Here is a 13173-nt window from a genome sequence, read left to right as displayed (position 1 = left end):
AATACTGCCTTCACCCAACCGTGGGAAAAAACAGCTTCAGCTCACGCTCGGCGGACTCGGCCGAGTCGGACGCATGGATGAGGTTCTCCCGCACGATGGTGCCGAAATCGCCGCGAATGCTGCCGGGAGCTGCCGCGATCGGGTCGGTCGGGCCGGCCAGAGCCCGCAAACCCTCGACGACCCGCTCACCCTCGACGACCAGCGCGACGACCGGGCCGGAGGACATGAACTCCACCAACGGCTCATAAAACGGCTTGCCGACGTGTTCGGCGTAATGCTGCTCCAGCAGGCCACGGTCCAGTCGGCGCATCTCCAGGGCACTGATCCGCCAGTCGGCCTTCTTCTCGATACGGCCGATGATCTCACCGATCAGACCGCGTCGTACGGCGTCGGGCTTGAGCAGGACGAGCGTGCGCTGGCTCACGGGGCGAGCTCCTTCGGGGTACGCCGATGAGTTACGGCAATGTGCGGGTGCGAAGAGGCTACATGGGTGAACCGACGCTCCGTCACGCAGTGTCCGCTCGCGGCCCCGCCGCGCCTTCCGCCTGGGCCGCGAACCGGGCCCTCGCCTCGTCGACCTTCCGGCCGAAATGGACCGAGGCCCACCACAGGGCACCGAACAGCACGCCGAGGAAGAACATCAGCGGTACGACGAATCCGGCCGCGATCAGCCCGATCTGCAGCACCCACCCGATCGGCACGGCGCCGGGGCGGGACAGCATGCCGCACAGCAGCAGGCAGATCAGCATTGCGGTGCCGCTGACGCCCCAGACCGCCGCCGGCGACAGCTCGGTGGTCTGCATGGCCACCAGGCCCGCGAAGCCGATGACGAAGAATTCACCGATCAGCGTGGACGCGCACAGGGTTCGCATCTCAGCCCCTCCCGAGCAGCAGGCGGGCCTCGCCGACCGTGATCACCGAACCGGTCACCAGGACACCGCCACCGGAGTACTCGCCCTCCTCCTCGGCGAGCGTGACCGCCGCCTCCAGGGCGTCGTCCAGCCGCGGCTCGACCTGGACCCGCTCGTCGCCGTAGACCTCGACCGCGAGCGCGGCCAGCTCGTCCACGTCCATCGCCCGGTGACTGGAGTTGCTGGTCACCACGATCTCGGCGAACAGCGGTTCGAAAGCCTCCAGGAAGCCCTTCACGTCCTTGTCGCCGCTCATGCCGACCACTCCGACGAGCCGGCTGAAGCTGAAGGCCTCGCCGATCGCCGCCACCACCGCCTGCGCCCCGCCCGGGTTGTGCGCGGCGTCGAGGAGGACCGTCGGGCTCTTCCGTACGACCTCGAGGCGGCCCGGCGAGGCGACGGACGCGAAGGCCGTACGGACCGTGTCGATGTCGAGCGTACGGGCGTGGTCCGCGCCGATGCCGAAGAAAGCCTCGACCGCGGCCAGCGCCACCGCCGCGTTGTGCGCCATGTGCGCGCCGTGCAGCGGCAGGAAGATGTCCGGGTACTCGCCGCCCAGTCCGCGCAGGGTCAGCAACTGCCCGCCGACCGCGACCTCGCGTGAGGTGACGCCGAACTCCATGCCCTCTCGGGCGACCGTGGCGTCCTTCTCGACCGCGCGCTTGAGCATGACCTGCGCCGCGTCGACCGGCTGCTGGGCGAGCACCACGGTGGAACCGTCCTTGATGATGCCCGCCTTCTCCCCGGCGATGTGGCCGGGCGTCTCACCCAACCGGTCGGTGTGGTCCAGCGAGATCGGGGTCACCACGGCCACCTGGGCGTCGATGACGTTGGTGGCGTCCCAGGTGCCGCCCATGCCGACCTCGACGACCGCCACATCGACGGGCGCGTCGGCGAAGGCCGCGTACGCCATACCGGTCAGCACCTCGAAGAAGGAGAGCCGGTAGTCCTGGGAGGAGTCGACCATCTCCACGTACGGCTGGATGTCGCGGTACGTCTCGATGAACCGCTTCGCGGAGACCGGCGCACCGTCCAGGCTGATCCGCTCGGTGACGGCCTGGACGTGCGGGCTGGTGTAGCGGCCGGTGCGGAGCTCGAAGGTGGCCAGCAGGGCCTCGATCATGCGGGCCGTGCTGGTCTTGCCGTTGGTGCCGGTGATGTGGATGGACGGGTAGGCACGCTGCGGCTCCCCGAGGACGTCCATCAGCGCCTCGATCCGCGTCACCGACGGTTCGAGCTTGGTCTCCCCCCAGCGGCCCGCGAGCTCCGCCTCGACCTCGCGCAGCGCCTTGTCCACCTCGGGGTCGGCGGGACGGGCGGGGACGGCGTCGCCCTGCGGCGGCCCGGCCTGCGTCCGCAGGGTCCGGCTGCCGGCTTCGATCACCGCGAGGTCGGGGTCGCGGCTGGTCTCCTCCCCCACGATCTCGTCGAACCGGTCGAGGGGGTCCGGGGTGCCGTCTGTGCCGTCGGGGTCGTCGTGCGGAGGGAAGTCACTCACCCGCCCAGTCTACGGAGCGGGGCGGGGGGCTCCGGGCGGCAGGGGGCCGCCCCGTGGTGGGGCTCGCGGGCCCCACCACGCCTGTCGCCGTCCGCACCACGCCCGTCCCCGTCCGCCTCTCAGGAGGGCGGGCGGGGAAGCGAAGCCCGGATCAGGCCTGCGGCAGGCCCGCGAGCTGCGCGGAGATCCGCTCGATGTCGGCCTTGGCGGTCGCCTGCCGTCCGCGGATCTTCTCCACGACGTTGTCCGGGGCCTTCGCCAGGAACGCCTCGTTGCCGAGCTTCGCCGTGGTCTGGGCGAGCTCCTTCTCCGCCGCCGCGAGGTCCTTGGCGAGCCGCTTCCGCTCCGCCTCGACGTCGATGGCACCCGACAGGTCGAGGGCGACGGTGGCACCGGCCACCGGAAGCGTTGCCGTGGGCGTGAAGCCCTCGCCCTCAGGCTGGAGGCGCAGAAGCTGCCGGATGGCGTCCTCATGGGCGGCGAGCGCCGGGCTCGCGGTCAGGTCCAGACGGGCCGGGACTTTCTGGCCGGGCTGGAGACCTTGGTCGGCGCGGAACCGGCGGACCTCGGTGACGACCTGCTGGACCGTCTCGATCTCCTGCTCGGCCGCCCGGTCGCGGAACCCGCTGTCCCTCGGCCAGTCGGCGATGACGACCGACTCCTGGCCCGTGAGCGTGGTCCACAGCGCCTCGGTGACGAACGGCACCACCGGGTGCAGCAGCCGCAGCGTGACGTCCAGGACCTCGCCCAGGACGCGCCGGGAGGCGTCGGCCGCCGGGCCGCCCTTGGCGAACGTGGTCTTGGACAGCTCGACGTACCAGTCGAAGACCTCGTCCCAGGCGAAGTGGAAGAGCGCCTCGCTGAGCTTGGAGAACTGGTAGTCGTCGTAGTACGCATCGACTTCGGTGATGACGCTGTTCAGGCGGGAGAGGATCCAGCGGTCCTCGGCGCGCAGCTCCCCGGGGTCGGGGAGGTCTCCGGAAATCGTCGCGCCGTTCATGAGCGCGAAGCGGGTCGCGTTCCAGATCTTGTTGGCGAAGTTGCGGGACGCCTGGACCCAGTCCTCGCCGATCGGCACGTCGACACCCGGGTTGGCGCCGCGGGCGAGGGTGAAACGGACCGCGTCCGAGCCGTACTTGTCCATCCAGTCCAGCGGATTGACCGCGTTCCCAAAGGACTTGGACATTTTCTTGCCGAACTGGTCGCGGACCATGCCGTGCAGGGCGATGGTGCGGAAAGGCGGGGTGCCGTCCATCGCGTACAGCCCGAACATCATCATGCGGGCGACCCAGAAGAAAAGGATGTCGTAGCCGGTCACCAGAACCGAGTTCGGATAGAACTTCTCCAGGCTCTCCGTCCGCGCCGGCCAGCCCAGCGTGGAGAAGGGCCACAGGCCGGAGGAGAACCAGGTGTCCAGGACGTCGCTGTCCTGGCGCCAGCCCTCGCCGCTCGGGGGCTCCTCGTCGGGGCCGACGCAGACGACCTCGCCCTCCGGCCCGTACCAGACCGGGATGCGGTGGCCCCACCAGAGCTGGCGCGAGATGCACCAGTCGTGGAGGTTGTCGACCCAGCCGAAGTAGCGGGACTCCATCTCCTTGGGGTGGATGGTTACACGGCCGTCGCGGACGGCGTCACCCGCGGCCTTCGCGAGCGGGCCGACCCTGACCCACCACTGCATCGACAGCCGCGGCTCGATGGTGGTCTTGCAGCGCGAGCAGTGCCCGACGGAGTGCGTGTACGGGCGCTTCTCCGCGACGATCCGGCCCTCGGCACGCAGCGCGGCCACGATGGTGGACCGGGCCTCCAGCCGGTCGAGCCCCTGGAACGGGCCGTGGGCGGTGATGACCGCGTGCTCGTCCATGACCGCCAGGTTCGGCAGATCGTGGCGGCGGCCGATCTCGAAGTCGTTCGGGTCGTGGGCGGGCGTCACCTTGACGGCGCCGGTGCCGAACTCCGGGTCGACGTGCTCATCCGCCACGACAGGGATACGGCGTCCGGTGAGCGGCAGTTCGATCTCGGTGCCGACGAGGTGGCCGTAGCGCTCGTCGTCGGGGTGGACCGCGACGGCGGTGTCGCCGAGCATCGTCTCGGCGCGGGTCGTGGCGACGACGATCGAGGAGTCCCCCTCGCCGTAGCGGATCGAGACCAGCTCGCCCTCGTCGTCCTGGTACTCCACCTCGATGTCGGAGATGGCGGTCAGGCAGCGCGGGCACCAGTTGATGATGCGCTCGGCGCGGTAGATCAACTCGTCGTCGTAGAGCCGCTTGAAGATGGTCTGGACGGCTCGCGAGAGGCCTTCGTCCATGGTGAAGCGCTCGCGGGACCAGGCGACGCCGTCGCCGAGGCGCTTCATCTGGCCGGAGATCTGGCCGCCGGACTCGGCCTTCCACTTCCACACGCGCTCGACGAACGCCTCACGGCCCAGGTCGTGCCGGGACTTGCCCTCCTTGGCGAGCTCGCGCTCCACGACGTTCTGCGTCGCGATGCCGGCGTGGTCCATGCCGGGCTGCCACAGAGTCTCGTGGCCCTGCATCCGCTTGCGGCGGGTGAGGCCGTCGATCAGCGTGTGCTCGAAGGCGTGGCCGAGATGGAGCGAACCGGTGACATTGGGAGGCGGAATGACGACCGTGTACGGCTCTTTGTCGCTCCCCGCGTCCGCCTCGAAATAGCCGCGTTCCACCCAGCGGTCGTACAGCTGCCCCTCTACCTCGGCCGGTGCGTACTGAGTCGGCAGATCTGCTGGGCGCGCGCTGTTGGCCCCGGCCTCGGGGCGCTGGGTGTTGTCGGTCACGACGGCCAGTGTAAGGGCCGCGTCGGGGCGGTTACGAACCGATTCCAGGGGCCCGCCCGTACCGCTCCTGGGTCCGGGATCACCCGACATGAACCCATCGATTCCCACCTGTCCGCAACAGTTTTGAACCTGATGCACGCCCCGAGGTAAAGCCCGCATAAGGCATCCGGGAGGATGTGGCCCAACTGTCTTGTCAACGAGGGGATGCAATGAGTCACCAGCCGCCACCACGGCCAGGGCCCCATGGGGGCGGCACCCCCCATCCCTACGCTCAAGGCGGTACGGCAGGGCAGCCCGGCTACGGATACCCGTCCCAGCCGGGACCGGGACAGGCCCCTCCCCAGCAGGTCCACGGCTATCCCGGACAGGCCCTGCCGGGTCCGTACGGAGGCGGGCCGCAGCAGCCCGCCCCGTACGGCGGGCAGCCGGGACCCTACGGACAGCAGCCGTACGGCATGATGCCGCCCCCGCCTCCGCAGGGCGGCGGCAACGGCAAGAAGGCCGGAATCATCATCGGGGCGGCCGTGGCCGTCGCCGCGGTGGGCCTCGGGATCTTCTTCCTCGCGGAAGGAGGCAGCGGAACGGGCGGGGACGACGGGCCGCACAAACTGACCACGCCGGCCACGGTGGCGACGGAGTACGAACGCAAGGGCGACGGCCTGCACGGCCCCGGCATCGGCCCCCGCAGCGGGGAGGATCTCGCGGAGCTCCCAGGCATCTCCGATGCGCACCCCGTCCAGGCCGAATACGTCACGGACTCGAAGAAGCAGATGCTGCTGACCGGGGTCTGGGGCGAGATCGACGACCCGGAGCAGGTCGTCGACGCGATGTTCGTCGTACTGACGAAGTCCGCGGAGGACGGGGGCGAGGCCGAGCCCGTGGGCAGCCCGGAAGAAGTGGAGCCGGAGGGCCTCGGCGGCGCCGTGATGAAGTGCCAGAGGTTCAGGCTCACCAGCGACGACCCCAGCGCCGTCGTGAAGTCGGCCACCATCCCGATGTGCATCTGGGGCGACTCCAGCACCGTCGCCGGAGTCGTCCTCATGGACCCGCTGGCCGCGATCGCCGGCAAGGCCGACCTCGACGAGGCCGCGGACACCACCGCGAAGGTCCGTGGCAACGCCCGCGTCCCGCTCAAGAACTAGCGACACACACGCACCGAGAGGAACCCCATGAGTCACAACCAGCCGGGCCCGTACGGCGGTCAGCCGCAGCAGCCCGGTCCGTACGGTGGCCAGCCGCCGCAGCAGCCCGGCCCCTACGGCCAGCCGCCGCAGCAGCCGCAGGGCCAGCCGGGGTACGGCTACCCGCAGCAGGGGCAGCAGGGCGGCCCCGTGCCTCCGCAGCAGGGCGGTTACGGCTACCCGCAGGGTCAGCCGCAGCAGCCCGGCCCGTACGGGCAGCAGCCGCAGGCGGGTTGGGGCACTCCCCCGCCCCCGCCGCCGGGCAGTAACAAGGGCAAGATCCTCGGCATCGTCGCCGGTGCGGTCGCCGTCGTGGTCATAGTCGTCGCCGCCGTCGCGCTGCTGGGCGGCGGTGGCGGCGACTACAAACTGGACACGCCGGACACGGTGCTGGGCGGTGAGTACAAGAAGGACGAGAAGCTGACGCAGCGGCAGGGGGCCAAGCCCCAGTCCGGCAGCGGCAGCGGCATCGAGGACGGCAAGACCGCCAGCGCCGTCTACTCCGGTGACAGCAACGTGATTTCGTTCGGTGGCGGATACGGCAATGTCACCGACCCCGAGGAGGCCGTGGACGCGATCCTCAAGGGCGCCTCCTCCGGGGCCTCACCGAAGGAGCAGAAGCCCTCCGGTTTCGACGGTGACGTCATGAAGTGCGCCGAGGTCAACGCCGGCTTCGTCAAGCTGCCCGCTTGTGCCTGGGGCGACGACAGCACCGCCGCGGTCGTCATCTGGGGCCCGAAGCAGGGTGCCACCGACCCGAGTGATCTGAAGGCGCCCTCGGTCGAGGAGTGGGCGGAGACCACCGCGAAGTTCCGCGAGGACGTACGCGTCGAGAAGTAGCGCACGGAGTCTGCGACCGTCAGGGGCGCCCGGGTCTTCCGGGCGCCCCTTCGCTTGTCCGCGGTCCCACAGAGAGCCCCTCGTTCGCGGGCACGTGGCAGATGAGCGACATGGGCCTGCGGCTTGGCCGACGACAGGCCTGACGTCCCGCCCGGCCCCCCTTGCCGGGTCGGATCGCGAACGGGTGGAGGGGCGCCCGCAGTTGCCGGGCGCCCCTCCATCCGTTCGCGTGCGCGCTAAGCGCTCTTCTCGTGGCGCTCGCCCTTGCCGATCGCGCGCGGCTCGCGCGGTACGAGGGTCGGGTTGACGTTGGAGTGGACGACGTCCTCGGTGATGACAACACGGGCGACGTCCTTGCGGGACGGCACCTCGTACATCACGGACATGAGGACTTCTTCCATGATGGCGCGCAGGCCCCGCGCACCGGTGCCGCGCAGGATCGCCTGGTCGGCGATGGCCTCCAGAGCCGGGCGGTCGAAGTCCAGCTCCACGCCGTCGAGTTCGAAGAGGCGCTGGTACTGCTTGACGAGCGCGTTGCGCGGCTCCACCAGGATCTGGAGGAGCGCCTCGCGGTCGAGGTTGTGGACGGAGGTGATGACGGGGAGGCGGCCGATGAACTCCGGGATCATCCCGAACTTCACCAGGTCCTCCGGCATGACCTCGCGGAAGTGGTCCGAGGAGTCGACATCGCGCTTGGAGCGGATGGTTGCGCCGAAGCCGATGCCCTTGGCACCGGCCCGCGACTCGATGATCTTCTCCAGACCGGCGAAGGCGCCGCCCACGATGAACAGCACGTTCGTCGTGTCGATCTGGATGAACTCCTGGTGCGGATGCTTGCGTCCGCCCTGCGGGGGGACCGAAGCCGTCGTGCCCTCAAGGATCTTGAGGAGGGCCTGCTGGACACCCTCTCCGGAGACATCGCGCGTGATCGACGGATTCTCACTCTTCCGGGCGACCTTGTCGATCTCGTCGATGTAGATGATGCCCGTTTCAGCCTTTTTGACGTCATAGTCAGCGGCTTGAATGAGTTTGAGAAGGATGTTCTCAACATCCTCACCGACGTAGCCCGCTTCGGTCAGGGCTGTCGCATCGGCAATGGCAAAGGGGACGTTGAGCATCCGGGCAAGCGTCTGGGCGAGCAGGGTCTTGCCCGAGCCGGTGGGGCCGAGCAGCAGGATGTTGGACTTGGCCAGCTCGATGCCGTCGTCGCGCCCGTTCTGCCCGTTCTCACCCGCTTGTACGCGCTTGTAGTGGTTGTAGACAGCCACCGACAGCGCTTTCTTGGCCGCCTCCTGGCCGACGACGTAGCCCTCGAGGAACTCGTAGATCTCGCGGGGCTTGGGGAGTTCCTCCCACCGCACCTCTGACGTCTCGGCGAGCTCTTCCTCGATGATCTCGTTGCAGAGGTCGATGCACTCGTCGCAGATGTACACACCGGGGCCTGCGATGAGCTTCTTCACCTGCTTCTGGCTCTTCCCGCAGAACGAGCACTTGAGCAGGTCGCCGCCATCACCGATGCGTGCCACGAGGTGCTTCCCCTTCGCCTGGGATCTGCATCACGTACGCAGACCCGGGTGCTTGCCTACCGACGGTACCTTGCCGGACCCCCCGTGCGGGCCCCCCTTGGGCCGGTTCACTTGACCGTGACCGACCCAAGGGGATTTGTCGACAGTGCGGCGTCAGCCGCCGAGTCCGACCGAGCTCTTGCGGGTGGAGACGATCTGGTCGACCAGGCCGTACGCGAGCGACTCCTCGGCCGTGAGGATCTTGTCGCGCTCGATGTCGTCACGGATCTTCTCGATCGGCGTGGTCGAGTGCTTCGCCAGCATCTCCTCCAGCTGCGAGCGCATCCGCAGGATCTCGTTGGCCGCGATCTCCAGGTCGGACACCTGGCCGCGGCCGGTCTCGCTGTACGGCTGGTGGATCAGGATGCGGGCGTTGGGCAGCGCCATCCGCTTGCCGGGCGTGCCGGCGGCGAGCAGCACGGCCGCGGCGGACGCCGCCTGTCCCATGCAGACCGTCTGGATGTCGGGCTTCACGAACTGCATCGTGTCGTAGATGGCCGTGAGCGCGGTGAAGGAGCCGCCGGGCGAGTTGATGTAGACGGAGATGTCCCGGTCGGGGTCCATCGACTCCAGGCACAGGAGCTGCGCCATGACGTCGTTGGCGGAGGCGTCGTCGATCTGGACACCCAGGAAGATCACGCGCTCCTCGAAGAGCTTCGCGTACGGGTCGTACTCGCGCACGCCCTGGGAGGTGCGCTCGATGAAGCGCGGAACGACATAGCGGGACTCGGCGACCGGGCCTTGGTACAGGCCGCTACCGGGGAAGTTGTTCATCTGGGTGTTCACATCCTGGAGGCGATCAGTGGGCTGGGGTCGGCTGCGGGTCACGGGGCGGGCGCTCATGCGCCGGTGCCGCCTCCGCCCGGAATGCCGGTCGCCGTGGCCATGACCTCGTCGACCAGGCCGTACTCCTTGGCCTCCTCCGCGGAGAACCAGCGGTCGCGGTCGGAGTCGTGGGTGATCTGCTCGATGCTCTGGCCGGTGTGCAGCGAGGTGAGCTCCGCCATCTTCTTCTTGGTGCGCAGGAGCTGCTCGGCATGGATCTTGATGTCCGACGCGGAGCCGGCCAGGCCCGCCGACGGCTGGTGAATGAGGATCTCGGCGTTCGGCAGCGCAAAGCGCTTGCCGCGCGTGCCCGCGCTCAGCAGGAACTGCCCCATCGAGGCGGCGAGGCCCATGGCGATGGTGACGACATCGTTCTTGATGTACTGCATCGTGTCGTAGATCGCCATGCCGGCCGTGATCGAGCCGCCCGGGGAGTTGATGTAGAGGTAAATGTCCTTGTCCGGATCCGCCGCAAGGAGGAGAAGCTGCGCCGTGATCTTGTTGGCGATCTCGTCGTCCACGGGCTGGCCGAGGAAGATGATCCGCTCGTTGAGCAGTCGGTTGTAGACCTGGTCGCCGAGGCCACCGAAGGTCGGCTCGCCGGCGGCGGCGGAAGGCATCAGATTCGTCACGTATCCACCTGCTCGATTGGTTGACGGCAGCGCGCCGTCAGCGTCTTCTTCTGGGCGCGGGGACTCCCCTGCCCTCATATCTACGGACCCTAACGCGCTGGTCGGCGGCGGCCATCCCGCATGGGGAACTGTTCGCTGTGAGCGCAGGCCCCCCGTACGGGCGGTTCCGGTGGGCGCCGCGCGGCCCGGCGGCGAGGCGGGACAGGCCCGGCACGCGGCGTACGCGTCCGGGCCCGTCGACGGGTGGTCGGCCGAGACTCAGGCCTCGGACTTGCCCTCCGCGGTCTCGGCGGCCTCAGCGGCTTCGGCGGGCGCGGCGGCCTCCTCGGAGGCGCCACTGTCGCCCTCGGCGCCGGCCTCGACCGTCTCGCCGGTCTCGTCCTCGTCGTCCAGGTCCACGATCTCGCCGTTGGTGTCCTTGACCGTGGCGGCCTCGACGACCACCGCGAGGGCCTTGCCGCGGGCGACCTCACCGACGAGCATCGGCACCTGGCCGCCCTCGACCACGGCCTGTGCGAACTGGTCGGGGCTCATGCCGGAGGACTGGGCACGGCGCATGAGGTGCTCGGTGAGTTCCTCCTGGCCGACGTTGAGCTGCTCCTTGCTCACCAGCTCGTCGAGGACGAACTGGGTCTTGATGCCCTTCTCCGCCTGCTCCTTCAGCTCGGCGTCGAACTCCTCGGCGGTCTTCTCCTGGATCTTGAGGTACGCCTCCAGGTCCAGGCCCATCTGACCGAGCTGGTGGTGCTCCAGGTTGTGCTTACGGGTGCGGATCTCCTCCTCGAGGAGCTTCTCGGGGATCGGCACCTCGACGAGCTGGATGAGGGCGTCCAGGACCTTCTCCTGGGCCTGGGTGGCCTGGTCGTACTTCTTCATCTGCTCGAGGCGCATGCGGCTGTCCGCCTTCAGCTCCTCCAAGGTGTCGAACTCGCTCGCCATCTGGGCGAACTCGTCGTTCAGCTCGGGCAGCTCGCGGGCCGAGACGGTGGCGAGGTCGACCTTGACCTCGGCCTCCTTGCCCGCGGCGGAGCCGCCCTTGAGCTCGGAGGTGAAGGTGGCGGAGCCGCCGGCCTCGACGCCGGTGAGGGCCTCGTCGATGCCGTCGAGGAGCTCGCCGGAACCGATGGTGTAGGTGACGCCCTTGGCGACACCGTCCTCCAGGACCTCGCCGTCGACCTTGGCCTCGAGGTCGATCGTCACGACGTCGCCGTCGGCGGCGGCACGCTCGACCGGAGTGGTGGAGGCGAAGCGCTCTCGGAGCTGCTCGACGGACTTCTCCACGTCCTCGTCGGAGACCTCGACGGCGTCGACCTCGACCTCGATGCCGGAGTAGTCCGGGATCTCGATGGCCGGGCGGACATCGACCTCGGCGGTGAAGGCGAGGAGCTCATTGTCCTTGAGCTCGGTGATGTCGACCTCGGGCTGGCCCAGCGGGTTCAGCTCACCCTCGTTGACCGCCTCGGTGTAGAACTTCGGGAGCGCGTCGTTGACGGCCTCCTCGAGCACCGCACCACGCCCGAAACGCTGGTCGATGACGCGCGCGGGCACCTTGCCCTTGCGGAAACCGGGCACCGTGACCTGCTGGTTGATCTTCTTGTACGCCGCGTCGAGGCTGGGCTTGAGCTCCTCGAAGGGCACCTCGACAGTGAGCCGAACCCGGGTCGGGTTCAGGGTCTCCACGGCGCTCTTCACGGTTGGGTCTCCTTGGGGGCTGAATTTCGGGTTTCTGCCGTCTCAGCACGGCCGAGTTCGGCGGATCGCGCCCGGAGAGAGACACACGGGCACGTAGCTTGCATAGTAACCGCAAGCGGGACGGGCCCCACAAGGTGATCTTGATGGTCGGGGTGGCCGGATTCGAACCGACGACCTTCCGCTCCCAAAGCGGACGCGCTACCAAGCTGCGCCACACCCCGCTGGTGCGACACGTAGGGTACATGCCCAGCCAAGGTGCGGCCGCCGCATTTCGAGGGGCCGGGATCGAGTGTGCGCGGGACCCCCGGGAACCGCTAACATGCAGTCCGTGCGGCCGACTCCATGTGACCGTCCGGCGCACGCGGGCGTAGCTCAATGGTAGAGCCCCAGTCTTCCAAACTGGCTACGCGGGTTCGATTCCCGTCGCCCGCTCAGCGACCTCCGGCCCGATCCGGCGCGCTCCCGTGGGGAGGCGCGCCGGATCGGGCCGGAGGTCTTTCGGCGTACGGCGCGTACGTCATGGAGGGCGTCCCGTGTCCGTCTCACGCACGTGGTCATGTACGTGTCCTTGGCCGCTGGTTACGTGCCCCGGTCCCGCGCGCCCACATGCCCGGTGCCCGCACACCCCCGCGCACACGACCCCGCTCCACAGGGAGGTGGATTCCGCAGTGCGCGGCGGCGCACGCTCGGAGCGTTCGGAATCAGAACGATTCGGAACGTTTCAGAGATTGATCTGGCTGATGGTCTCCGATATGGAGTTCAGAAAGCGATTGATCGAGGGGGCCATGTCGGTCGAGGCCACGAAGAATCCGAACAGTGCCGCCACGATGGCAGGCCCAGTCTTGATCGAACCTGAGCGGATCATGACCACCAGGACGATCGCCAACAGCACCACCACGGACAGCGAAATGGCCACAACGGATCACACCTTCGGTCGGAACGCCACACCGGCTCGGCCGGATCGTCATACCGGCCCGGGGAGCATGCCCGGCCACCCCCCACTTTCACCATCGTGCCACCAACACGGCCAGTAATGCTCCCCGGTGACACTTCGTCGGCCAACTGTTCCAGCCCCGTGACGCCGTCCACCAGTCGATGGATTTGACCGTTTTAAGTAGGACTAGCCGTGATAGAACGGACGCTTGACGGGCATAGCCGGGAAGGTTTTACGGATTCAGCACCCGGCGCTATCGTGCCTCAGATGTTCCACGCTGCTCTGACCCCCGCATGTGCAGTGA

General features: G+C 68.6%; 11 protein-coding genes and 2 tRNA genes. 3 read left to right on the top strand and 10 right to left on the bottom strand.

Translation table 11 applies throughout. The features are described from left to right. Nucleotides 1-10: 10 nt before the first annotated feature. The 4 genes from ndk to AB0M26_RS24565 form a co-directional block, all read right to left on the bottom strand. On the bottom strand, nt 11-424 hold the full coding sequence (ndk, locus tag AB0M26_RS24580; RefSeq protein ID WP_365263989.1) for a nucleoside-diphosphate kinase: 414 nt from the start codon (nt 422-424) through the stop codon (nt 11-13). An 82-nt stretch (nt 425-506) separates the two neighbouring features. Beyond that, a complete protein-coding gene (locus tag AB0M26_RS24575) occupies nt 507-872 on the bottom strand; it encodes a DUF4233 domain-containing protein (RefSeq protein WP_365263988.1) in 366 nt (121 codons plus the stop codon). Nucleotide 873: 1 nt separating this feature from the next. After that, complete coding sequence (locus AB0M26_RS24570; RefSeq protein WP_365263987.1) at nt 874-2409, bottom strand: folylpolyglutamate synthase/dihydrofolate synthase family protein; 1536 nt, start codon at nt 2407-2409, stop codon at nt 874-876. Nucleotides 2410-2560: 151 nt separating this feature from the next. Further along, a complete protein-coding gene (locus AB0M26_RS24565) occupies nt 2561-5200 on the bottom strand; it encodes a valine--tRNA ligase (RefSeq protein WP_365263986.1) in 2640 nt (879 codons plus the stop codon). A gap of 209 nt (nt 5201-5409) precedes the next feature. Between AB0M26_RS24565 and AB0M26_RS24560 the strand changes: the two genes are divergently transcribed. Both AB0M26_RS24560 and AB0M26_RS24555 read left to right on the top strand, forming a co-directional pair. After that, nucleotides 5410-6342: a hypothetical protein gene (locus AB0M26_RS24560; protein ID WP_365263985.1), complete on the top strand. Its 933-nt coding sequence runs from the start codon at nt 5410-5412 to the stop codon at nt 6340-6342. 27 nt (nt 6343-6369) lie between these two features. Next, nucleotides 6370-7221, top strand: a complete 852-nt coding sequence (locus AB0M26_RS24555) for a hypothetical protein (protein WP_365263984.1) — start codon at nt 6370-6372, stop codon at nt 7219-7221. Between the two features lie 236 nt (nt 7222-7457). Here the strand turns inward: AB0M26_RS24555 and clpX are convergent, their stop codons facing one another. From clpX to AB0M26_RS24530, 5 genes are all read right to left on the bottom strand, one after another. Further along, entirely contained in the window at nt 7458-8747 is a 1290-nt protein-coding gene (gene clpX / locus AB0M26_RS24550; protein ID WP_365263983.1) for an ATP-dependent Clp protease ATP-binding subunit ClpX, read from the bottom strand. Nucleotides 8748-8900: 153 nt separating this feature from the next. Beyond that, nucleotides 8901-9560, bottom strand: coding sequence for an ATP-dependent Clp protease proteolytic subunit (locus AB0M26_RS24545; protein ID WP_365264013.1), 660 nt, complete (start codon nt 9558-9560; stop codon nt 8901-8903). Nucleotides 9561-9625: 65 nt separating this feature from the next. Further along, the gene (locus tag AB0M26_RS24540) at nt 9626-10243 is read right to left on the bottom strand and encodes an ATP-dependent Clp protease proteolytic subunit (protein ID WP_365263982.1); all 618 of its coding nucleotides are present in this window, start codon (nt 10241-10243) and stop codon (nt 9626-9628) included. 258 nt (nt 10244-10501) lie between these two features. Continuing rightward, the gene (gene tig, locus AB0M26_RS24535) at nt 10502-11935 is read right to left on the bottom strand and encodes a trigger factor (RefSeq protein WP_365263981.1); all 1434 of its coding nucleotides are present in this window, start codon (nt 11933-11935) and stop codon (nt 10502-10504) included. Between the two features lie 144 nt (nt 11936-12079). Then, nucleotides 12080-12156 (bottom strand) — tRNA-Pro (locus AB0M26_RS24530). Between the two features lie 140 nt (nt 12157-12296). On the opposite strand from AB0M26_RS24530, the gene AB0M26_RS24525 reads away from it, so the two are divergent. Next, nucleotides 12297-12367: transfer RNA gene (locus AB0M26_RS24525), tRNA-Gly, on the top strand. Nucleotides 12368-12656: 289 nt separating this feature from the next. Here the strand turns inward: AB0M26_RS24525 and AB0M26_RS24520 are convergent. Continuing rightward, nucleotides 12657-12851, bottom strand: a complete 195-nt coding sequence (locus AB0M26_RS24520) for a hypothetical protein (RefSeq protein WP_365263980.1) — start codon at nt 12849-12851, stop codon at nt 12657-12659. Nucleotides 12852-13173 lie beyond the last annotated feature (322 nt).

The organism is Streptomyces sp. NPDC051776, assembly GCF_040681345.1.
Classification (GTDB): domain Bacteria; phylum Actinomycetota; class Actinomycetes; order Streptomycetales; family Streptomycetaceae; genus Streptomyces.
This window is presented reverse-complemented; position numbering and strand designations above follow the sequence as displayed.